We start from the raw sequence: 22,491 nt of genomic DNA, 5'->3' as shown, positions 1-22,491 counted from the left end.
CTTTGTTTTTAAAAGCGATACCACACTGGGTAACAGCGCAGTGGGCGGCTTGAACCTGGGTTATATATACGACACGCAAGCCCTAAGCGGTGAAATTGGCGCAAGTTTCATCAGTGCTTTAAATGATGCAACCGGTATGCAGCTCACAGGTTCTGTACCGGGGACAACCTTCGGCGGGTTTGCTTCATTTACAAACGGCAGCGAGGCGGTTCGTAAAATCCCGGGTGTGGATGTGCATGGCAATATCCGTTTTGACCGGTATAATTTCACAGCGGAATGGGTATCGGCCACCAAGGCGTTCAGACCCCAGGACTTAAGCTTTGATGGCCATGGGGCAAAACCACAGGCAGGCCAGGTTGAAGCTGCCATGACCTTTATGGCATTTAATAAGCCTGCCTCTATTGCAGCAGGCTATCAATGGTCGCGTGAAGCCTTGGCATTGAATTTGCCGGCTAAACGGTTAAGCGGCGTATTTAATATTTCTCTTTGGAAAGATACAGTTGAAAGCCTTGAATATCGCCATGACATAGATTACGGCCGTAACCAGTTTGCAAATGGCGCAGCGCCGCAAGGTTCAGCAAATGCCAATACCATGGGTACAGGCCGCTCTTCAGATACGCTCCTGGCCCAGATAGGCGTATATTTCTGATAATTTACCAATTGGTTTTGAGTTGTGCTCATAACTCAAAACCTCCCTTTCCCATCACCCTAAAAACACCTCAATATCATGCAAATCTGCTCTCCCATGATTTGTGCTATCTTTAAAAGAATGGAGCCTGGATTATGGGATGTCAGTTTATGCCTCAAAGTTACGCGGCACCAAAATCAATTTCTTGGCTGCTTGCTGTTTTCATCATGCTTTTAAGCGAGACTGCGTTCCCGGCAAAAATTGTTGAATTGTCAGTACAAGGGGGCATAGGACCTGCAACCGCGGATTATCTGATACGGGGGATAGATAAAGCCCAGGGGGCAGAATTAATCATTCTGAAGATTGATACTCCAGGCGGGCTGGATAAGTCCATGCGGCAAATTGTGAAATCCATTTTGACCTCTGAAACTCCTGTGGTCGTTTATGTGGCGCCAAGCGGGGCGCGCGCGGCCAGTGCCGGCACCTATTTGTTATACGCAGGAACGCTTGCCGCAATGGCGCCCGGAACGCATTTGGGCGCCGCAAGTCCGGTAAGCATTGGCGGTGGAATGGGGGAAGACGCCAAGGATAAACAATCTGTCATGAATCAAAAAATAACCCAGGATGCCGTGGCGTATATACGCACGCTTGCCCAACTGCGCGGGCGCGATCCGGATTTTGCTGAAAAGGCGGTATTAAATGCCGAAACCTTAACTGCGGATGAGGCGCTGCGAAAGAAGGTCATTAACTATATCGCAGACAACCGACAACATTTGTTATCCCAACTCCACGGTGTAACGGTGGTGCAGGACGGGCGGCAAGTCAAGTTGAATACCAGAAATGCCAACGTCGTTGACTTGAAACCAGACTGGCGAATGCGGTTTTTATTGGTCATTACCGACCCGACCATTGCCTATCTGTTGCTGCTTTTGGGGATTTATGGAATATTTTTTGAGCTGATGAATCCCGGTTTTATAGCGCCTGGCGTGATAGGCGCAATCGCAATGCTGCTTGCTTTATATGCGCTGCAACTCCTGCCGGTCAATTATGCTGGTTTAGGCTTGATCTTGCTTGGCGTTATTTTTATCGTGGCGGAAGCATTTGTGCCAAGTTTTGGCGTACTGGGATTTGGCGGCACCGTTGCCTTTCTTGTGGGCTCCATACTGCTTATTGATACAGAGCATGAGGGCTACCAGATTGCTTGGTCCGCTATATGGGCCATGGCTGCGGCAAATGTGCTGTTTTTTATTGTGCTTTTAAGCATGCTGGTTCGTTCACGCCGTAAGCCTGTCCGCCATGGAACGGAAGCCTTGTTGGGAGCGCAGGGGCGCACTTTGGAACCCATCAATTTGCAGGGGCAGGCGGTGATTCATGGTGAAATCTGGCACGTGCAATCAAAAAAACCTATTGGCGCTGATAAAACCGTTATTGTTGTCGGCGCCGATGGATTAACATTGAAGGTAGAAGAAATTCAAGGAGCGTAATATGACTTCATTTCTAGGCTTTTTTGCAATCATTATTGTCATTTTGCTAATGTCGATGTTAAAAGTGCTAAGGGAATATGAACGTGGCGTCGTATTCATGCTTGGCCGCTTCTGGCGAGTCAAGGGACCTGGGTTGGTCATCATTATTCCAGTGGTACAACAAATCGTTCGTGTTGATTTGCGAACGGTGGTCATGGATGTGCCAAGCCAGGATGTGATTTCCCGTGATAATGTTTCCGTTCGGGTGAACGCCGTCTTGTATTTTCGCGTGATTAATCCGGAAAAGGCGATTATTCAGGTTGAAAATTATTTTGAGGCGACAAGCCAGCTTGCTCAAACGACACTGCGCTCCGTTCTTGGCCAGCATGAACTGGACGAAATGCTGGCGGAGCGGGAGCGCTTGAACAGCGATGTGCAAAAAATACTGGATGCCCAAACAGATGGGTGGGGAATAAAAGTTTCCAATGTCGAAATCAAACATGTTGATTTGGACGAAAGCATGATCCGCGCCATTGCCAAGCAGGCAGAAGCTGAAAGGGACAGGAGGGCTAAAGTCATCCATGCTGAAGGGGAGTTGCAGGCATCGGAAAAATTGCTCCAGGCCGCAGAAGTATTGGCTAAAACGCCGCAGGCCATGCAGCTACGCTACCTGCAGACGCTAACCGGGCTTGCCAGCGGAGGGAACACGTCAACCATTGTATTTCCCATGCCTGTCGATATCGGCGAAGTAATAAACAAAGTGATAAACAAATAGAGCCTTTACCGGCTGTTCTGGTTTTCGGGGAATGCAGGGCATTTTTGCTTTTATTCATTCCCCTTATGTGATAAAAGAAGTATTTTTTGCAATAATTCCGAGGTTATTATGTCAATTAAATCTGACCGCTGGATCGAGATGATGGCGCGAGAGCATGGGATGATCTCGCCGTTTCAGTCAGGTCAAATCCGCGAAAATGAGTCAGGGCGCATTATTTCATATGGAGTGTCCAGCTACGGATATGATGTCAGATGTGCCAATGAATTTAAAATTTTTACCAACATCAATTCAGCTGTTGTTGACCCCAAGGCATTTGATGCCAGCAGCTTCGTGGACGTGCAGTCGGATGTTTGTATTATTCCGCCTAATTCTTTTGCGCTGGCGCGTACGGTTGAATATTTCCGTATCCCGCGAAACATATTAACCATTTGCCTTGGCAAATCAACTTACGCCCGCTGCGGCATCATAGTAAATGTCACTCCCCTGGAGCCTGAGTGGGAAGGCCATGTAACCCTGGAATTTTCCAATACGACGCCTCTGCCGGCAAAAATATATGCTCATGAAGGAGTGGCGCAAATGCTTTTTCTTGAGGCAACGGATGTTTGTGCCGTTTCATATCGGGACCGCGCCGGCAAATATCAGGGGCAAACCGGGGTCACCTTACCCAGGACCTAATGACAGCTCAGGCTTGCCATTGCCTGGCCAAGGCTGCGCCTTTACACAATATAGGGAAATCATTAGCGGATAGGTTTAGACTTACGGGAGGCATCAACGCGTTCTCGTAATTCTTTTCCTGGCTTGAAATGGGGACTATATTTGGCTTCAGTGACCACTTTTTCCCCGGTTTTGGGGTTATGCGCATTACGGGGCGGGCGATAATGCAAGGAAAAACTGCCAAATCCACGAATTTCAATCCGTTGCCCCTGCACCAAAGCATCACTCATTAAATCAAGAATGGTGTTAACACACTGAGTAACCTGTTTCTCAGGAAGATGTGTCATTTTTGCAGCAAGGTTTGCAATGAGTTCAGATTTTATCATACCCACCTCGAGCCCTGAAATTGAATCAGAATAACTCCTCTCCTTGAAGCAGGTACCATAGTGTACTTGCGTCAAAAGCACATCTGAGCAGTTATGTTATTAATCTCTGACGTTCCCTAATTATTAGTATAGACTCGAAAAAAAATTATTCAATGTTATCAAACAACTGGAAGCAAAGTTACCCAATAAATTCTGGGCTGAGGTTGAGCATCATGCTTAAATTTCGCTAGATTTTTTGAATAGATAATGCTCAAAATTGATTTTCAGGAATAAATCGAGTTAATTAAGGATCCAACGTGCCAGATTAAAATATAAAATCCAGGAAAAACAAAATGATGGGTATTAAAATATAACCTATTGCAAAGACAAGAATTTGAAAACGTTGGCGTATCCCTAAATGTTCCCGGGTTAAAAAAGTGACTGTTCCCTGTACCGCACGGATTCCTATGCCCTGAATGAGGAAAAGCAAGCCGGTCAGTGAAATCAGCATCAGCATAGTGGAGCTGGCAAGCGCTCCCGGCGCGCTGCTTGCAATCCCTGCAATTAAAACATCAATGTATGTGCAAATATTCACTGCAATGATAAAAGGAATGGCTTGCCTTAAACTGATGATTTTTTTAACTGCCAACGGAACAAGCATTGTGACCAACAATGATGCGCTTGGAATGATCAATGAGCATAGCAAGCCGAAAATTACAATTTTCAAATCGCTATTTAGATTGTCTTCAATTTTTTTCTGAGCCCGTTTTACACCGCCGAAGTAATTTGCCATTAAAGAGCCAAATTGGTGCAGTGAAAATAAAAAAAACAATAGAGCGAAGATAAAGACAAGAGGCAGCGGCCAATAGTCAATCATTAAAAGCCACTTGAGCGGCATGAGCATGTAATCAATAAAATCAGGCGTAATGGCAAATACCGGTAAACCTTTAAACCAACTTAATAAATGTTCTCCGCTAACCGTATAGAAATGGGTGGTTAATTCAAGGGCCAGTACAATAAGAATCAAATAGAAATTATAAATAATGTTTGCCAAGGCAAGTTCAAAGCCGTAATAGAGCCTTTCATATTTACCTTTGGGAGAGAGCACAGCAGCTAAAAGAGGCGTGAAAGAATTGCCAAATACAGTCCCAAGCATGATAAAAAACGCCTGGTTTATCCGAATTAAATCAGCGCCCACAAAAAGAACCGTCATGATGGCAATTACAGATGCCGACTGCACAAGCTCCGCAGAAAGCCAGCCGATAGCAAACCCGCTTAATGGATGACTTACAGACAATATAATATCGTGGACTTCCCTTCTGCCTAATTCTTCGGCAAAGGACTTCATTAAATAAATAGCGAATAAAAAGAGATAGATGACAAAAACCAATTGCAGCAACTGAAATTTCTTATTTTTTTTCAGCTGATTAAATTTTTTTTTCCAAAGTTTTTTATCAAATTTCTGCATTTTCATGATGTCAATTCATCACTGGATAATCTGGCTAAACCGGGTGTGAAAACTCCCAGGGTCAATCTTACTATAGGCTGAAGCGGTATTTTTTGTCTCCGCTTTAGAACAATTTTATTCAATATTCAGTCAATGAGTTCTTGAACCACAGCAATCCTATCGGCCTGCTCGCGCGATCAATGTTCATTTAAGATTAGCGCCATGGTGCCAATGGGTTATGTCATCTGGGAAAATAAAAAATTCCACTGCCGTAATGATGACAATACTTGCCAAGATTACGGGCCAAAATAAGGTTTTAGGCAGCAGGTTGCGCCTTAGTGCCTGAGGGATTTGGTGTCTGGTTGTTATCATGTAGGCATCGTAGGAAACCAGCATGATGACAATGTAGGTAATCAAGTAAAAAAACTCAAGATACAAGACTGGCTGGTCAGTATAGGTTGTTCGCAGTCCCGCATTCATCAAGATCACTGAAAAAATTGTGCCTCCCAGGGCGATAAATACTTGTGTAGTCGAAAGCCCAACCCGAAAAGCCATCTGCTTGTCATCGGTGATGATCATGGTTAAGGCAAATAAAATACACCAAATGGCCACTATCGGCAGCAAGTGCACTATGAATGCGTTCAGCAATTCTCGTTTCACAATAATATTGAAATAAAGTTCAAGTGAATTTCTTTGAGCCAAAAGCGAGGAAAAGCCAAAGTTGGTATCATAATGCATCACTGGCATATCAAAGTAAGATTCCAGAAATTCAAATCCATGCTTTACAATATCTTCTTCAAGACCAAAAATTTCACCAGGTTTCGTGCTTTTATAGGAAGCAAAATCGGGCACAAGAAGGACATGCTTAAAAAAATCTTTTGGCCACATGCGGATCCAGATAGATTGAATATCAAAAGGATAGCGGGAATAATTAAAATTCTGCAGAAGTAATACGCCGTAAAAATGCCAGCCAATCAATTTAAATTTATCGTAATCAAATTCATAAGCGAGCTGCATGCTGGAGCCGGTTTTTGATTCCGGAAAAGTCACCCCCGGGGTAATCCCGTTTTGCAAATCGGATTTTAATATTTTTTGCCACACATAACCGCTGACTTGAACAGTCTGGGCTGAAATAAATTCAAATGATTGAATAAAAATACCCGTGGGGATGACGGTAATTGATTGGCTGGGAGAGAGGCTGGAGAATTTTTCTTGATAGGCGGCGATGGTTTGCGCTAATTCATCTTCATTACTGACTTGATTCACGGATGGTTGATAGCGGTTGCCAATAATATACCACATCATGGCCAATAGCAGTAACAGCAGGAGCGAAACGCCGATAGACGCAACCCAGGCATTGATTTCTTTTTTTTTCGGCGCAGTTCCTGTTGGCATTTATTATTGTTCGTTTTACCCTTTATCTTCTTAATTTAGCATAAATGGATATCACTCAATTTAACAAGGGCAATACAAAAAATCTGCTTAATATTGGCATTCAATAACCGCAGTTGCTGGGCATTCTGAATTTGCACCAAAAAGGCTAAAGCCCGCCCAAATTTATTTCATAATGTGCCAATGCTCAAGGCTGTCTTTGATGTCTTGAGAGGGTTGTTTGCTTGTGGCAGTTTCTTGCCGGACTTTTTCAAGGTTTTTATAAAGCGGCTGTAAAATGTTTTGCCGGAATTGTTCGTTTTGGGATTCGACCTCATAAGTCAGACGGTGCCTTGGTATTCCCATTTTGTCAGCGTATATGGTTAAGTGTGTGGTGATGCAGGCAATCGGGCTTTTATTCTCATTAGCAATGACTGGCGTTTCAGGATCACTGGTGCTCACAATACTTTGAATAGGGATGCGTTTGGAATACAGCATGCCCTTTTCATTAGCGCTGATTTTAGCCGTGGCAGTGCCCTTGGCAACAACCGGCATCCATTCTTTATTGGCCAATCTGGCCAATTGCTGCATCATATTACCGCCGCTATTCATCACATTCTGGCTTGCCATGTGGGAAAAATAGTCGACCAGCTTGGTTTCTTTTTGATAATTTTTTAGAATTTCAAGGGTATCATGGAACCACGCTTCCCTTTTTTGTTCATTCACGCGCACTGACGGCAACTGAACAATCTCTTTTTTATTTTTATAAACTGTAAGGTCCGGGGCGTCACGGCAAAGATCAAAGCTCACGCTTTCATGGGGGTATTTTTGCTGAGCTGTCTCCAGAGTCAAATGTTCCAGTGCTTGAAATTGTTGTTTGGTATTTTCGCGCATTTCTGCGATATTGACGGTGGCATTTTTTTCTTGCTTAACAGGGTATTTATCCAATGCCAGAATCAATTCATTGCTGGAAAGAGTGACTTTTGTGACAGGAGGTGTTGTAAAATATTTAAAGAGAGATTTCATATCTTGCGCCTATAGCAATGTGTATTTTTTATGAATAATTGTTTCAATAAATATTATAATCGAATAAAATTAAGGCATTATTAAGAGAAGATATGAACGGAACAATGGATTTTAATAGCCAGTGCTTGGCCTGCCACATCACGCCACAACGGGTTTTGAAGTTAAACAACAAGTCCTTGACTGACAGCGATTTGAAAATGATTGCCAAAGCACTGCCGAACTATCCTTATCTGAAGGGACTTGATTTATCGAATAATCAAATCAGCAATCAAGGCGCATTGTTTTTAATGCAAGTTTTGGCTGATGATTGCCCAAATATTAAAGAATTAAATTTATCCTTTAACCGATTAAATGACGATTGTGTCAATGGGCTTTGTCAAAACAAAACATTGCATTTGAATGTAATCTCGTTTAACCATGTAGAACCTGAGGCAGAGATCGCCCTGGCCCGGCAAAACAGGGAGAATAAAATAAACTACCAACGCCAGTTAAGTTTGTTTGCCCAAACAGGAAACGTTCTGCTGTATGAACATCATCGAAAAAAATCCCTGCTGGCGAAACTCTCGCCTGATATTTTGATGATGGTTTTGCATTATCTTGCTGATATTGAAGAATCTCCCTTGCATATTTCTTTGTTATCTGTTTTTTTGATAAAAACATGCGCTAAACATTCAGGTAAAATCAGGCAGGATGGCTTCGATCTTGAAAGCGTTTACGCCGGCACCACAGAAGATGAGAAAAAAAAGGCAGAATGCATGAGCAAATTTTTTTTCCCATCATCTGGTGAAGTTTTGGCGCTTCCCAAAGCCTGGCAAATTGCGCCCAAGCAATAGAAAAAATCGGGCGCGCAGCGAATGATGCAAGAAAATTCCATTTTTTAACACCAGCGGCCAACAGGCATAAAGCCGCCGCGCAACAATCCTGTTTTTCAATATGCCATTGCCAGATTTGAAAGCGAGGGCCGATTGGATTTGTCAATAGACTTGCCGACAGCAAACAAGCCAACCCCGACCAAGGCAGCCGCAGATCCAATGCCTGCAAAAATTACCGCAGGAAGCATGATGTTTGCCGCAAGCAAAACAATGCCTAAAGCTACAGCAGCAATACCCAAAACGGCTGTAAACTGGCCAATCACCTGCAGGCTTATCGCAAGGTTTAGTGAAAAGCCTGCTTGTTTTGCGTTTGCGTTGCCTTGCGTTTTTGCCAGATATGGGGTTAATTGCTCCATGGGAATAAGATGTTCTTTTATTTTTTCAGCTGTTTCGTCTATGGCTAATCCCGCAACAAGGTGCGGATCAAAATGAAGGCAAATACCGTGCCCATGTTGCAATAATAATTGATTAAGCACGCCCAGGGTAAAAGTGCGCCCATTCCCATTGGGGAAAGGGTGCAATAAAATCATATCCTTAATAAAAGCGGCGATATTTCGAAGAGAAGGATTTTTTTTCTGGTTGAAAGCCTTCAATAACGCGTCGAACTTGAGTTCAACTGCATTGAATACCTCAAATTGGTTTAATTGATCTTGCATGAACAAAAGTTGATATTTTTCTTCGTGAGAGAGATTCTTCTGGCCATAAAAGGGATTGATACTGTCAAAGATTGGGACAAATATTAAGTGATGGCTCGAATCAGCAAGGAGAGGATAAAGTTTTTCAGCCAATGCTTGATTATTTGCGCAATGATAATGCTTTCGCATTTCGCCCATGGTTTTAAAATGTTCTTTTGCATTTTGGTTATCAATAATTTCAATTCTCGGTCCATAACCCGCATGATGCTTATCAGCCCAATCAAATAATTCTTGCAACCCTTCTTTGCTGACGCTGGATCCATTTGTGCAAAAACAAACACTTTTCCGGCGGGTTGGATACATCATATTGTCTCGTTCGCCAGGATTCATTGCATTAAAAATACGGATGATTTGATCTTTTGTTATGCTGGTATGGGTTTTTGAGTTGTCTAATGCGATTTGCAATCCGGAATACAAGTTTGCTTTATCAGTCTCTGTATAGTCTTTGGAGACATATGGGGTTTTCAAGCGGGCATCAAGCTTGCTTTTACAAAATTCTAATAATTGAATCATGTTGTATCCAATTTGGTTAAAGTGGTCATTGTAAGGGTATTTGCTTAAGGAATTATTAAACTTGCATTGCGGTGATGCAATGAATGCGGATAAACTGCCTGGGCTTTCGGGTAAAACAAGTCTAAAAACAAAACAAGGATGGATATGCAACGCTTGGTTTTTTCCATGTCTTTTTTTTTGGGGTTATGCCTTTGCGCGGCTGGGAGCATGGCAGAGTCCCTACTGACTTGCCCATCATTGGCAAGCGCTCAGGCAGGCCATAATATCTGGCCTCATGGTTCGTGGCTCCCCCTCTATACCGATAATCATGAGCTGGCCTCTATCGAGGATGCGGCTCAATTCAAAAAACAAATTACCGCACTTGAAGCGGTCGAGTGGAATGCAAATTTTCCCGAAATGGGGCACTGCTATTACCGGGGCAACAGGCAAATCTCCCTGGCGAGGGACATGTTGCGCCCCTTGGTGAATGATTACCCCAAATGGATTTTGAATGAAAACAACAAAGAAGCCTTATGTTTTACCCAAAATGAAGACGATTGTCCTTTCGGCGGCCTTGGTTAATACATAATTCATATTTAAACATATTGAATTTATTTTGAACCTTATGATAGAATGTTTAAAATTCTGGAAAATCAATATCAATTATGTTTTCTTTTTTTCAAGCAAGCGACTATAGTAATTTTGTCCCCCAAAAAAATGTCAATGCCTTTAATGTGCGCACAGGACAAGGCATTATGCTCAACCTGAACTCAGGCTATGAAGCACTGGAAACGCATGGCCTTAGAACCTGTGTAGCCTTCGCGCTGATTTGCCCCTCGCAGGAATTGGCTTTGCTGGTCCATTTTTTTCATCCTGATCAAATCAAAAATAATTTAAGCAATATTGTGAAGCAATTTTTGGAAGAATCAAAAAACGAACCGATTATCTGTCATATTGCTGGAGGAAGATCGTTTTTTTCTATCTCAGAAGATATGTGTGAGCTCTTAAAAAAATATGTACAGGAGCACTTGTCTGGCAGCAATTTGAAATTACGGCTTAATGCGCCCATCATCGCGCAGGATGATGACACTTTCTCGCTGCTTGCCAATTTAAAGACTGGCGACAGCAGCGTTTACCTGACTCAGCACATCAGTCAGGAAGAGTATGAGGTTTCCAATGATAAGGTTGATTTCGTCAATTTGGTTTCCAAGCCTCAAACGCAAATAAACTTTAAGTAAATGAGGCATGCGAACTGCCATAAGGTAGCTCAGCTGGGACGTCAAGTTCACTCAGGCCAAGCCCCTTGGCTGGCAAAAACTTGGCCAATATCGATGCGCTTTTTATGCTATTTTAATATTTAACTCAGTTTTCTCTGCTAAAATATGGACAATATGTTGCTTGCCCTTACTGATAGATTTTGATTTTTGATAAAACATGATTTTGAGGAAAATAGATGGCCCTACATTATATTTCAGGTCGGATAGACGAGAACTCTTTTCAACAATTCTGTGAGCGGCAAAAGATAGATCCCCAAAAAGCGGTCTATATTTTCCCTGGCAATAACGGCCATCATGGCAAGAATCATAATCTTTATAGTTATAAAAATGGCGCAGGGCTTGCGGTTCTTGCGGGACAATTGACGGCTAAAGGCAGGCCAGTGCTAAGCCTGCCTACCACTGGCATGGAAAGCTGGTCAGAAAATGAAGATATCAAAAGAACCGTCAGCGGCGCTATAGCTGACTTATGGCGCGCCTATGGCGCAGGATATGATCTTGTCCTGCCTGTAAGAGAACATGGTAATCAAAATTATTTTTCCAAGGCGCTTGATAAAACCTCACTCGAGCCTAATTTTTGGGGCGGCATCCAAAAGTCTCCCAATAAACCGCTCGCGGATCATTATATTGCTCATTTAAATCTTTTGGCTCAGTTTTCGGCTATCGAAAATGAGGAAGAAAAAAATCAATTTTTAAAAGCGCTGGCAAAAAATCACCCTGCTTTGCATGCGGCTTTTCTTGAGGGTCAAAAAATGCTGCCGGAAGATCCGTGGCTGCGTCAACCTGAAAAGAAAACCAGTGCCATTAAAAAACCAATTCCTGCGAAGCAAGATATCAAAGCACCTCTAAAACAAGAAACAAAAACATCACCAGAATTGGAACAGCATACAGTCAGAATTTCTGAAATTTCTTTAGAGCCAGCATCCAAAAAAAGTGATGCGCCAAGGGCATCTACAGTGCTTATGATAGGCAGTGGCTTGCTGGCTGCAGGCGGGGCAGTCGGCCTGCTGCTTGGCTCGCTCGCTATGGCAGGAGTCATTTCCCTTTTCTTTCCACCTCTGGTCTTCCTGATTGCAGGTGGGGCAGCCGCCGCCGCAGGGCTTGCCGGATTTGGCATTTTTGCGGTTAAACGGCTATTAGAAAAAGATACAGAGGTTCCCGATTGTACAGTGCAGATCATCAAATAAGCCGTGACAGCCGGTTGCCTGGATTAGGCAAAGCCCTAATCCGGGATTTTTAAATCGGATTATTCTCTGACGACCGTTACCCCGATTAAAAACCGGGCTGGCTTTGCGTCAATTTCGATTCAAAATGGTCCTTCAACTCGTCATGGCAGCGGCTAAATAGCTGCTGGCGGCTTTTCAGCACCTTTTTAACCTCTTCAGCGATGGTTTGGTTGCTGATGGTCTTATCAATGATATCCGCAAACTGCTCGAAAGGGGTTTCAGCAATTGTTTTTAATGCCAAAAATGCTTCTGATACTTTTTTATCAGAGGAAAATAGCTGCAAAAAGGATTTTGATTTAAGCAAATGATGGGTAAAGCATTCTTTAAAAAACTCGACCCCTGAATCAAACCTCAGATCGGAAGGATCATGAACAGCTTGATGCTGTAATAAAAAATTCAACTCACTTAAAATACGTCCATGTTGATTATAAAGCTCGCTTGAACAATAATTGGAAAAACTGTATTCAGGATCAATTCTAACCGCCGTCAAACCATCATTATCTTCAACGGCGACCACATTACTGATGTCATAATCGCCAAGAAAATAGCTGATAATTAAAGAAAAAATCAAACCATCGACTGCTTTGTTTAATGTGAAAATGGCTTCTCCCTCAGCCAGAAAATTTACCTTGGAAGAAATCCGATAATAAACCGGATTTACCTCATCCTCGCCTACGCCGACGTCATAAAGGGGCTGCTTCCTTCCCATCAACAAAGCATAAATATTTCCGCCGCAAACGGAAAGCTCAATAGACGTTTTCAGCGAATCTCTATGCCAGGCATGCCCGTTGTAAAACATCTCGGCATTGGAAGATGCAAAATACCGCTGATTTGTCCTCGATTCCTGAACCTCATTACTCTCTTCATCTATGATTTCAAATGTCTTATTGCCATCCATACTGACTATGAGCGCATCCATTCCCGAATCGGTGCTGGTGGCGCTTGTTGGGCTTGAAATCTTTTCCTCTTCAAATATATAAGAACCAAATAATTTTTCTTTCTTTTTGAGCGGCGACTGAGGGGAGGAGTTTTTCTGCAAGAAAAAAGACAAAGAGGGAAGCTTGCGTTTTTTTTCAAAAAATTCTCGGGTCATAAGTCTGCCTTATACAAAAGAAAGTTAAGTGAAACCAATTAAACTGGTTCTATATTTATAGTGCATTCATATTAAAATAAATAAAAAATGATCAAAATAATACCATGATTGCCCGGAAAATCAATTGAACATCCTATCCTGTCAGCCTGAGCATTGGCGAAACAACATAGCCGCATCATGCCAAATCCAAAAGCACCGCCTCCTTTCTGGATGACTCAGCAAGAGTGACAGTTTTGAATTATCACCCTTAAGGGTTAATATGAATTTTTATTTTTTGCATGAACCAATGAAACAATTTTTTACAGCTTTGCTGATGGTCCTTGTCCTTAAGCCCGTGCATAGTGATTCTGGGTTTTGGACGGGTATGTCCATACATCAGGAAACAGGCTCTTATCTTCATCATCTGGATGCTGAGTTGCGGTTTAACGAGGGCGGCAGGCCAGTTGATCAGTTTCTGGGGGATATCGGTGCGGGATACCGCTTAAAGCCCCATTGGCAAGTGTGGCTCGGCAGCAAATACAGCTATAACGATCAGGATACGGTTAGCGATGTCCAGGAAATTCGCTTATGGGAGCAATTAAGCTTTTTACAAAAGGATTTTATGATCCGCTCAAGGCTTGAACAACGCAAAGCCTTCACCGAGCCTGCAGTAGCCAACAGGCTTCGGGAAAAAATAGAATGGAGCGTTCCTTTGCAGCAACTGTTTAAACTGAAATGTTATGATGAGCTTTTTATCAATCTCAATCAAGTTTCCTGGGTTAGAACCAGAACCTTCGATCAAAACCGGTTTTTTCTCGGTGTTGCCCATCAGGCATCAAAGCAATTGCAAGTCAGTTTGGGTTTCTTGTATCAGAGCGTATTTTCAACACCGGTTGAAAACGCCCGGATTGTCAAACTGAGCTTTGCCTACCGCCTGCAAGATTCTTAAGCCCAGTTTTGTTTACTTTTTTGATGATTACTATAATTAAGCCATAAACCCCTATTTTCAATGTAAAGACGGAATGAACCATGAAAAAAAGCAAACCCTATAAAAAACTGTACCGGGCGCGCCAGGAAAGAATGATTGCAGGGGTCTGCGGCGGACTTGCTCATTATTTTTCCGTTGATCCAACCATAGTGCGGTTAATCTTTGTTGCTTTTCTATTGTTAGGCGGGTCTGCTTTGCTCGTTTATCTCCTTATGTGGATCGTTGTACCACTGGAACCTGAAGAAAATTAATGTTATTTATTGAGTTCTTCCGGTTGGCCAAGCAGAAAGCCAATAGGCTTTAAGGCGCTGAATTCATCACAGATCACTTTAATGATGGCAAGCACGGGAAGCGCAAAAATAATCCCCACCATCCCGAGCAGCATGCCGCCAATAATTAAGCCTAAAATAGCAGCAAAGGGATTGATCCTGACCTGGCGTCCTACAATATTGGGAGTGAGTAAATTACCTTCCAGAAACTGCACCAGAGCAAAAACAAAGATAACACCCGCGGCAAACCATAAGGAATCTTTGGTCAATAAGGCAAATAGGGCGGGGATTAGCGAACCGATGAGGATGCCTACATAAGGCACCAAAGTTAAAATTGCAGCAAATACTCCAAAAGTTATGGCATTTTCAATGCCAAGCAGCAAGAGGCCTGAGCTGTTTAGTATCGCCACAATCACAATAACGAGAGATAAGCCGAAAATATAATGATTCACCGCCGATTGCGTTTTCCTGAGAATATGATTGAGCCCTGAATGTTGTTTTTTATTGAAAAGCTGATACAAAAATAATACAAAAAATCTGCGGTAATAGAGAAAGAAAAACAGAGCCAGGATAAATAAAACAAAGCCGCTTAAAAATTGAGTGGTGAAAGAGACTGTATTGTTAAGAACGGATGCGCTGTTTTTCAGGAAATTCAGCAAGGATTCTCTCATCAATGTCACTTGTTCTTCAGGGCTTACCCCCAAAATACGGCTTAAAAAATGCTGAGCTTTTCCTGCAATACCGTTGAATTTTTTATTCAAATCCCCAAATTCAAAATCCATGGCGCCAACCTGAGCGCCAAAAAATACAATCATTGCGAGAATAAAAGCCATCAAGAGGAATACGGTAAGCAATGTACTGAAGATACGGGGGATTTTATGGTTTTCCAGCCAGTTAACCAGAGGATTTAAAGATAAAGCAAGAATGAAGGCAGCCAGAAGAGGATTAATTAAAAATTTTGCAACAATCAGCAAATATCCTGTTAATATGAGGCTTGCCAGAATATAGAAATATTTGGATACGAAGGCCATAAGGTGATAATCCGTTACCAATTGTTCGGAAATTTTTCTATCTTTCAAAGTTTAAACAGGAAATGAGTTATGTCAATTTGGTTTAAATCGTTTACCGTCCATGACCTGAATCAGCGTGGAAAAAACACCATGGCTGAATTTTTGGGAATCGAATTTACTGAAATCGGGGAAGATAGCTTAACGGCAACCATGCCGGTTAATGAAAGAACAAAGCAACCCTTAGGCATTTTGCACGGTGGAGCCAATGTTGTCCTGGCTGAAACAGCAGCCAGTACAGGCGCCAATGCAGTCATTGATCTTGAGCAATTTTATTGCGTTGGTCTTGAAATCAATGCAAACCATTTAAAATCTGCAAAAGAAGGCTTGATAACGGCGGTCACAAGGCCAATTCATTTGGGACGAAGCACTCAGGTTTGGCAAATTGAAATATTTGATGCAGAGGGCAGAAAAACTTGTGTTTCAAGAATGACGGCAGCTGTTCTGCCGCGCAGGTAACCGAAAATGAATCTATTTGCACTTAAAGCCAGGCGATAAGGTTTCTCCATGAGACAGGTCAAAAAGCCCTTTTATCTGGGTTTGCTTCTTCTTTGCACAGCTCAAGTGCTCGTGGGCAGCAACATTGTTTTTTCCAAATTTGTGCTCACATCTATTCCCATTCTTTTGCTGCTCATCCTTCGCTTTGCTTTTGCGGCAGCAGTTTTATTTCCTCTGCATTGGCTGACCGCAGCTCGTAGGCGCCCTCTTCGCCATCATTTTGCCCAATTACAAAAAAAAGACTGGCTTTTTATCTTGGCCCAATCCCTTACAGCCGGTTTTTTATTCAATTGTTTTATGCTGCTTGGCTTAAGTTATACCGATGCTAATGTCGCAGGTATCATTACCAGCGCTTTGCCGGCCATTATTGCCGTTATGTCCTGGGTCATCCTTGGGGAAAAAATATCAGCCAAAAAAAGCCTTTGCGTGCTCTTTGCGACCGGGGGACTGCTGATTATTGCAAGCGATAAATTGCTGGGGAATACGGTCAAACACTCTTTTTTGGGTGATTTTTTTGTCTTCATTTCTCTTTTGCCCGAAGCAACCTATTACGTATTATGTAAGTTGCATGCTAACCGCTTGCCTGTCTTTTTAACGTCTTCCTTGCTCAACGGCATCAGTATGATGATGTTGATTTTGCTGTTGCCCTTTACCAGCTGGCAGGCTTGCGCCATCAGCCTTCAGGACTGGTTTATCATATTCATTCTGGGGTTGAGTTCAGGGTTATTTTATGTTTGCTGGTTTTTTGGCAGTCAATGGGTGGACGGTATCATGGCATCCTTATCCACAGCCGTCATGCCGGTTGCAGCTGTTGTTATGGCCTGGCTTCTGCTGGGAGAGAGTCTGAGCGTTTTGGAATTTACCGGCATGAGCCTTGTTTTGTTTTCAATCATTATTTATGCCAAACGATAACCCATGCCTATCCCATTTCTGCCCTGCGTTTTTCTGCAGTTTGTATTATTTTTGCTGAAATATGCGGGTATTTTTCGGTAATCGCCTGATAATCGGTCTGTTTTAACTCATAAATTACACACGGTGTGGCCGCCCTGCAGGTGGCGCTTCGTTTTCCTCCAGTCAGCATGGCCATCTCCCCTATAAAATCTCCGGCCATGAGCGTGGCCAGCTGGCGTATTTTTGAATCTTCCTCGACAAATACCCTGACAATACCGCGGGCAATAAAAAACATCGAGCTTCCCGATGCTCCCTGAGTGATTATTTCATGGCCAATGGGTACCGCATAACTGCGAAATTTGTGAAATATGACATCAAATTCTTCCTTCGAGAGGGATTTGAATAAATAAACATGATGCAGCAACTCATGAGGATCGAGGTTTAATCTGGGGACAGGCCGTTGTTGGATGGCATCGAGTTGCTCCTCTTTTTGCCTGATTATTTCTTTAGCGACACCCTCGGGCAATCTCCCAGCCCGGGCTTCTTCCTTAATGATTTCTATCTCTGACTGCAATACCACCCGTTCATTCAATTGCTGCTGGAGGCCAAGAATAATATCTGGAAAATCACCGGCCATTTGCTCTAACTGCTGGCGGGTTGCGTGCTGCCAGGTTGCTATCTGGGCTTGCATCTCTTTGACCAGTTCAACATCAAATTTAAAATTCGTTTCCATTTCCCGCAAGTAATTCAACATCACTTTGGTGCCTTCAAACAATGCCCATATTTCCTGATACTCACGGGCTATACGATTTGCACGCAAATGTGCCGCCAGTTTTTGCGCAAAGGAATGCGGCTCTATAAAACGAATGACAAATTTTTCCCGCCAGGAAGGTGCTTTTAAAATTTTACTGACAGCGCCCAGATCGCCCCCATAGCGGATAGCATCCAGTTGTGTGCGTAATGTATCGAGTAGGTTTCGGTATGCATTTTCCGAAATAAAGCTCAAGGCAAACCAATGGTGTAATGCCTTAATCTCCGCCACTATCAAGTGGCTCAGGATAAATTGTTCCTGCTTTTTTCTATCAAGCTTTTGTCTTTGCAATTCGAGTAAAGCTTGTTCAGTGGATTTCAGTTCGGTGATATTGCGATGCATGAATTCATTGGCAAGCCGGGTTGACAGCAACCCTTCTTTTTTAAGTTGCGCCAGGCGTTTTATCGCTTCTTTTTGGGTGATAATTTGGGCATCAAGTTTCATTAATTGATCAACCAGGGGGATTTTGGTCAGGCCTAACCATTGAATTAATCGCTCAATGCTTAACCCCTGAACAAACAAAGTAAACAAGACTGCTCCTGCAACCAGATCAATCAATAAAGGCTGTTCAGGGATATTGGTCAGGCCAAGCACAATGGCAAGCGAAACCGCCCCGCGCAATCCGCCCCAAAACATCACTGTTTGGTACCGCCAGTTCACGGCAGCTGAAAGCGGAAGATGCCTGGATAAAGGAATTAAACCATAAATCACCACGGCTCTTGAAATCAGCATGGCAAGAATGACGACACCAAGTTCGGCCAGAATAAGAAGCGGCCTTGATAAATCAATGCTTAATCCCACCAGTAAAAAAATAATGGCATTAACAAGATAAGCGGCAAATCCCCAGAAATTTTCAAGGTAGCGGCCAACTTGAGGCGATATCTTGGCCTGCCCCCAGTTTCCCATGGTTAACCCGGCAGCCACTACGGCCAGAACACCGCTTAGGTGTAGAATCTGCTCGGCTATGATGAAGGAAGCATAAGCAAGAATCGTCGTTAAAGAAATTTCAATTTGCGGCAAGGAGCGTAAACGCCCAAGAAGCATTCCCACCAAATAGGCGAATGCCCATCCAAATAGCAGACCGCCGATAAATTCAACCACAAAATCCAGTATGCCATGACTGATGGTTTCCCATCCCAGTGATCCTGCTGCCGCCAATACCAGCAAAATTTTTGCTACCACCAGCGAGGTTGCGTCATTAAACAAACTCTCGCCCTCTACCAGCACGGTTAAACGCTTGGGAGCGCCGAGGCTTTGAAATAGGGAAATCACCGCTACAGGATCTGTGGCGCTTAAAATGGCGCCGAGGAGAAGTGCGATAATTAATCCTATGGATGTAAATTGGGCAATTATCAATCCCATCAGCAATGTGGACAGCAAAACACCGGGAATAGCCAGCAATAAAATCTGAAAGAGGTTCCGTTTCAATTGCCGGCTGTCTAAATGATAGGCTGATTCGAATAACAAGGTTGGCAGGCAGATATATAAAATAAACTCAGGCCTTAACTGATACATGCCGACAAATTCAAGCCATGGGGCGCCAAAGCGTTGCAAGTGCCCAAGCGCCAGGCCGACTGCGACAAGCACTATGGTAAAGGGCCAGTTGAGACGGGTAGAGATCGATTTTACGATAGCCGCTATCGTTATCAGGATCACCGTAGCGGTTACGAGCTCTACCACGGGCGGTAAAATATGCGGTGCCAATGAACACTTCCCTGCGGTTAATTTTTTATATCTTATCTGGTTTGGCAGGGTGCTCACAATAACTTGTCCTAACGAATTATCTTGTCCGCAGGACAAACCTTTAAATTGATGATGGCCAGGCAAATGGGGTAAGATAAGGCCCTTCTGCTCATCAACCTAACCCGTCGATTGTGAGTTTATTGCCATGCGCAAATTCAGTTTAGTTGATCTAATCGTCAGTGAAATCGATACTGCCCTGCAAACCCTTTTGATTGTCAGATGCAGAAAGAGCCGGCGCGAAAATCCGGCAAAGGATATCCCGGCATCCAATATGAATCGCGAAGAAATGCGCCATGTCGCAGGGCTTATGCGGGTCAATCATGCAGGCGAAGTATGCGCTCAAGCGTTGTACCAAGGCCAGGCGCTTACTGCGAAATTGACCGACATTCGCGAGCAGATGGCAAGGGCTGCAGAGGAGGAGGTGGATCATCTGGCCTGGTGTGAAGAACGTTTGGCAGAACTCAACAGCCGCCCCAGTATTCTCAATCCTGTATGGTACGTTGGATCACTGATGATTGGGGCTTTAGCAGGATTGGCTGGAGATCGCTGGAGCCTTGGGTTTGTCGCGGAAACAGAAAAACAGGTGACCAAGCATCTGGCAAGCCATCTAGGGCATCTCCCCGCCCATGATCACAAAACGCGCGCAATCTTGGCGCAAATGCAGGCTGATGAAATCCAGCATGCCGAAGCGGCACTACGCTCCGGCGGCAGGGAACTGCCGCTTCCTGTAAAAAAAGTCATGAGTGGCGTTTCAAAATTAATGACCAAAAGCAGCTATTACATATAGAATTTACAGACAAGCCTTATATGCCGTCTGCTTTTGCTTCAAGCGCACTGTTTGCGCGGCTGAAAGCAAAATAAATCACAACCCCCACCGCCATCCAGATAAAAAAGCGCAGCATCGTCATCCAGGGCAAATTAATAATCAGATACAGGCAGCTTAAAATGCCTAACAGCGGAATATAAGGCATCAAAGGCGTTTTAAAGGGGCGCTCCAGGTCCGGTCGGGTATAACGCAATATAATGACCCCGCTGCAGACAATAATGAACGCAAAAAGGGTTCCGATATTGACGAGTTCGGCAAGATCGCTGATTGGAACGAGCGCCGATACGGTTGCCATCACCAGCCCGCAAAGCACAATAATACGCGCCGGCGTTTTGGTTTTTGGATTGATGGCAGCAAAAAACTGGGGCAGCAGGCCATCCCGGGACATGGCATAAAACACGCGGGTTAAACCATAATAAAGAACCAGCATCACAGTGGTTAATCCCGCTATTGCCCCAATCCCCACAAGCCCTGCAGCAGTTTTATAGCCAAGCATCAACAAAGAGCGGCTAATCGGAGAAGCCACGTTTAAACTATGGTAAGGCACAATCCCAGTCAGCAAAGCAGAAACCAGAATATACAATACAGTGCAAATCACAAGAGAGCCGATGATGCCTATGGGAAGATCGCGCTGGGGATGAATGGCTTCTTCTGCGGCTGTGGATACGGCATCAAAGCCGACATAAGCAAAGAAAATCAAAGAAGCCCCCTCCATCACGCCGGTCCAGCCGAAGGGTGCGAAAGGAACCCAGTTTTCAGGCTGTACTTCAATGAATGCGATAAAAATAAATAAGCAAATCACTGCTAACTTCACCAATACCATGATGTTATTCACCCGGGAGCTGGATTTAACGCCCATGATGAGCAAAGCCGACAGCGCCACAATAATGAACAATGCGAGGCTATTGAAAACTCCGCCATCTATCGGGCCATGCAGCAAATAGGGCGGCATGTGTATCCTAAGCGCGAGGAGCATATCATTGACATAACTGCTCCAGCCGACAGAGACAGCAGAAACGGCAATGGAATACTCAAGCAAGAGATCCCATCCGACAATCCAGGCAATTAACTCGCCAAAGCCTGCATAGGCATAACCATACGCGCTGCCGCAGCCGCCGACTGAGGCAGCAAGCTCAGCATAAGACAGTGCGGAAAAAGCGCAGGCAAGCCCTGCCATGATGTAAGAAAATACAATCGCAGGTCCTGCCTGAGTTGCAGCAACTATGCCAGTCAGGACAAAAATACCGGCGCCAATGATGGCGCCTATGCCAAGAAACGTGAGATCGGTCGCTGATAAGCATTTGCTTAAATGAACGCTGCAATCTGTCAGATTGCTTACATCTTTTTTGCGAAATAAGTCCATATTTTGGCACCTGTCAGTCAATCCCTTGGAGAAATCAAGCTAAATTACATCTTTCATCTATATAACTTTATCATTGAAGTGTATGATTGAAAAATCACAATTACTTAAAAATACATGAAAAAAATTTTTTTCTTTTTTTGTATTCTTGGCGTTAAAACCGTTTTTGCAGCGCAACCCACCAAGCCGTGCGAGCATTGGTCACACTTACTGAAACCCGCCTGCCAACGCCTGCATCAAATCTGGAGTGAAGGCAGTTTGGATCTCTATGTAACCGGCTATGCCTGGCATAACCGCTATACTTATCCTCCAGAAAAAATTGCCGCTTATAACGAAGCCGCCTGGGGTGGGGGGCTTGGCAAAAGCTTATATGACGAGCGGGGTAATTTGCATACCCTTTATGCCTTTGCCTTTCTTGATTCCCATAAAAAAATTGAGCCGGCTGCAGGCTATGCCTATATTAAAACCTTGCCGTTAAATCCTGATACCCATGTTGGACTCGGCGCCTCATTATTTATCACGGCACGGTCTGATATGTTTAATTATCACCCTTTTCCCGGCCTTTTGCCCTGGGCCACGTTCACCCATAAAAGGGCAACGCTTGCTGCCACCTACATTCCAGGCGCACAAGGCGCGGGCAATGTGCTTTTCATTCTGAGCAAATGGCGTTTGTAAGCG

At 43.8% G+C, this 22,491-nt stretch carries 23 protein-coding genes; 14 read left to right on the top strand and 9 right to left on the bottom strand.

Going from position 1 to position 22,491, the window contains the following annotated elements; genetic code table 11:
• The 4 genes from Llon_RS11150 to dcd form a co-directional block, all read left to right on the top strand.
• Positions 1 to 649: LbtU family siderophore porin (locus tag Llon_RS11150; RefSeq protein WP_157079327.1), on the top strand; the 649-nt coding region annotated here is incomplete at its 5' end.
• 149 nt (positions 650 to 798) lie between these two features.
• Positions 799 to 2,112 (top strand): NfeD family protein, encoded by a 1,314-nt coding sequence (locus tag Llon_RS11145; protein ID WP_083503333.1) that lies wholly within the window; start codon positions 799 to 801, stop codon positions 2,110 to 2,112.
• A gap of 49 nt (positions 2,113 to 2,161) precedes the next feature.
• Positions 2,162 to 2,866 (top strand): slipin family protein, encoded by a 705-nt coding sequence (locus Llon_RS11140; RefSeq protein ID WP_412754032.1) that lies wholly within the window; start codon positions 2,162 to 2,164, stop codon positions 2,864 to 2,866.
• A 108-nt stretch (positions 2,867 to 2,974) separates the two neighbouring features.
• The gene (gene dcd, locus Llon_RS11135) at positions 2,975 to 3,541 is read left to right on the top strand and encodes a dCTP deaminase (RefSeq protein ID WP_058530142.1); all 567 of its coding nucleotides are present in this window, start codon (positions 2,975 to 2,977) and stop codon (positions 3,539 to 3,541) included.
• A 62-nt stretch (positions 3,542 to 3,603) separates the two neighbouring features.
• Here dcd and Llon_RS11130 read toward each other — a convergent pair whose 3' ends face one another.
• The 4 genes from Llon_RS11130 to Llon_RS11115 form a co-directional block, all read right to left on the bottom strand.
• Positions 3,604 to 3,906 carry an integration host factor subunit beta gene (locus Llon_RS11130; RefSeq protein WP_058530141.1) on the bottom strand — a complete coding sequence of 101 codons (303 nt, stop codon included), beginning with the start codon at positions 3,904 to 3,906 and terminating at the stop codon, positions 3,604 to 3,606.
• Positions 3,907 to 4,210: 304 nt separating this feature from the next.
• Positions 4,211 to 5,359, bottom strand: a complete 1,149-nt coding sequence (locus tag Llon_RS11125; protein WP_058530140.1) for a Na/Pi cotransporter family protein — start codon at positions 5,357 to 5,359, stop codon at positions 4,211 to 4,213.
• A gap of 177 nt (positions 5,360 to 5,536) precedes the next feature.
• Entirely contained in the window at positions 5,537 to 6,727 is a 1,191-nt protein-coding gene (locus tag Llon_RS11120) for a hypothetical protein (protein ID WP_058530139.1), read from the bottom strand.
• Positions 6,728 to 6,889: 162 nt separating this feature from the next.
• Positions 6,890 to 7,729 (bottom strand): hypothetical protein, encoded by an 840-nt coding sequence (locus Llon_RS11115; protein WP_058530138.1) that lies wholly within the window; start codon positions 7,727 to 7,729, stop codon positions 6,890 to 6,892.
• A gap of 92 nt (positions 7,730 to 7,821) precedes the next feature.
• On the opposite strand from Llon_RS11115, the gene Llon_RS11110 reads away from it, so the two are divergent.
• A complete protein-coding gene (locus Llon_RS11110) occupies positions 7,822 to 8,562 on the top strand; it encodes a leucine-rich repeat domain-containing protein (RefSeq protein ID WP_115336809.1) in 741 nt (246 codons plus the stop codon).
• A 95-nt stretch (positions 8,563 to 8,657) separates the two neighbouring features.
• On the opposite strand, the gene Llon_RS11105 is transcribed toward Llon_RS11110, so the two are convergent.
• On the bottom strand, positions 8,658 to 9,809 hold the full coding sequence (locus Llon_RS11105; RefSeq protein WP_058530136.1) for a Fic family protein: 1,152 nt from the start codon (positions 9,807 to 9,809) through the stop codon (positions 8,658 to 8,660).
• 144 nt (positions 9,810 to 9,953) lie between these two features.
• On the opposite strand from Llon_RS11105, the gene Llon_RS11100 reads away from it, so the two are divergent.
• From Llon_RS11100 to Llon_RS11090, 3 genes are all read left to right on the top strand, one after another.
• Positions 9,954 to 10,370 (top strand): hypothetical protein, encoded by a 417-nt coding sequence (locus Llon_RS11100; RefSeq protein ID WP_131754636.1) that lies wholly within the window; start codon positions 9,954 to 9,956, stop codon positions 10,368 to 10,370.
• A gap of 83 nt (positions 10,371 to 10,453) precedes the next feature.
• Entirely contained in the window at positions 10,454 to 11,026 is a 573-nt protein-coding gene (locus tag Llon_RS11095) for a hypothetical protein (RefSeq protein WP_058530134.1), read from the top strand.
• Between the two features lie 215 nt (positions 11,027 to 11,241).
• A complete protein-coding gene (locus Llon_RS11090; RefSeq protein WP_058530133.1) occupies positions 11,242 to 12,249 on the top strand; it encodes a hypothetical protein in 1,008 nt (335 codons plus the stop codon).
• An 85-nt stretch (positions 12,250 to 12,334) separates the two neighbouring features.
• Here the strand turns inward: Llon_RS11090 and Llon_RS11085 are convergent, their stop codons facing one another.
• Positions 12,335 to 13,381, bottom strand: a complete 1,047-nt coding sequence (locus tag Llon_RS11085; protein ID WP_058530132.1) for a hypothetical protein — start codon at positions 13,379 to 13,381, stop codon at positions 12,335 to 12,337.
• 259 nt (positions 13,382 to 13,640) lie between these two features.
• Between Llon_RS11085 and Llon_RS11080 the strand changes: the two genes are divergently transcribed.
• Both Llon_RS11080 and Llon_RS11075 read left to right on the top strand, forming a co-directional pair.
• A complete protein-coding gene (locus Llon_RS11080) occupies positions 13,641 to 14,309 on the top strand; it encodes a DUF2490 domain-containing protein (protein ID WP_058530131.1) in 669 nt (222 codons plus the stop codon).
• Between the two features lie 80 nt (positions 14,310 to 14,389).
• The gene (locus Llon_RS11075; protein WP_058530130.1) at positions 14,390 to 14,599 is read left to right on the top strand and encodes a PspC domain-containing protein; all 210 of its coding nucleotides are present in this window, start codon (positions 14,390 to 14,392) and stop codon (positions 14,597 to 14,599) included.
• A gap of 2 nt (positions 14,600 to 14,601) precedes the next feature.
• On the opposite strand, the gene Llon_RS11070 is transcribed toward Llon_RS11075, so the two are convergent.
• The gene (locus Llon_RS11070; protein WP_058530129.1) at positions 14,602 to 15,648 is read right to left on the bottom strand and encodes an AI-2E family transporter; all 1,047 of its coding nucleotides are present in this window, start codon (positions 15,646 to 15,648) and stop codon (positions 14,602 to 14,604) included.
• 69 nt (positions 15,649 to 15,717) lie between these two features.
• Here Llon_RS11070 and Llon_RS11065 point away from each other — a divergent pair, with 69 nt between their 5' ends.
• Both Llon_RS11065 and Llon_RS11060 read left to right on the top strand, forming a co-directional pair.
• Positions 15,718 to 16,143, top strand: coding sequence for a hotdog fold thioesterase (locus Llon_RS11065; RefSeq protein WP_058530128.1), 426 nt, complete (start codon positions 15,718 to 15,720; stop codon positions 16,141 to 16,143).
• 48 nt (positions 16,144 to 16,191) lie between these two features.
• Positions 16,192 to 17,094 (top strand): DMT family transporter, encoded by a 903-nt coding sequence (locus Llon_RS11060; RefSeq protein WP_058530127.1) that lies wholly within the window; start codon positions 16,192 to 16,194, stop codon positions 17,092 to 17,094.
• A 7-nt stretch (positions 17,095 to 17,101) separates the two neighbouring features.
• Here Llon_RS11060 and Llon_RS11055 read toward each other — a convergent pair whose 3' ends face one another.
• Positions 17,102 to 19,645 carry a cation:proton antiporter gene (locus Llon_RS11055; protein ID WP_160149070.1) on the bottom strand — a complete coding sequence of 848 codons (2,544 nt, stop codon included), beginning with the start codon at positions 19,643 to 19,645 and terminating at the stop codon, positions 17,102 to 17,104.
• Positions 19,646 to 19,772: 127 nt separating this feature from the next.
• Here Llon_RS11055 and coq7 point away from each other — a divergent pair, with 127 nt between their 5' ends.
• A complete protein-coding gene (gene coq7 / locus Llon_RS11050; RefSeq protein WP_058530125.1) occupies positions 19,773 to 20,414 on the top strand; it encodes a 2-polyprenyl-3-methyl-6-methoxy-1,4-benzoquinone monooxygenase in 642 nt (213 codons plus the stop codon).
• Between the two features lie 16 nt (positions 20,415 to 20,430).
• On the opposite strand, the gene Llon_RS11045 is transcribed toward coq7, so the two are convergent.
• Positions 20,431 to 21,816, bottom strand: coding sequence for an amino acid permease (locus Llon_RS11045; protein WP_058530124.1), 1,386 nt, complete (start codon positions 21,814 to 21,816; stop codon positions 20,431 to 20,433).
• A gap of 114 nt (positions 21,817 to 21,930) precedes the next feature.
• Here Llon_RS11045 and pagP point away from each other — a divergent pair, with 114 nt between their 5' ends.
• Positions 21,931 to 22,488, top strand: coding sequence for a lipid IV(A) palmitoyltransferase PagP (pagP, locus tag Llon_RS11350; protein ID WP_083503331.1), 558 nt, complete (start codon positions 21,931 to 21,933; stop codon positions 22,486 to 22,488).
• Positions 22,489 to 22,491 lie beyond the last annotated feature (3 nt).

Source organism: Legionella londiniensis (assembly GCF_001467825.1).
GTDB lineage: Bacteria > Pseudomonadota > Gammaproteobacteria > Legionellales > Legionellaceae > Legionella_A > Legionella_A londiniensis.
The sequence above is the reverse complement of the archived record's forward strand: the minus strand, read 5'-3'. Positions and strand labels throughout refer to the sequence as shown.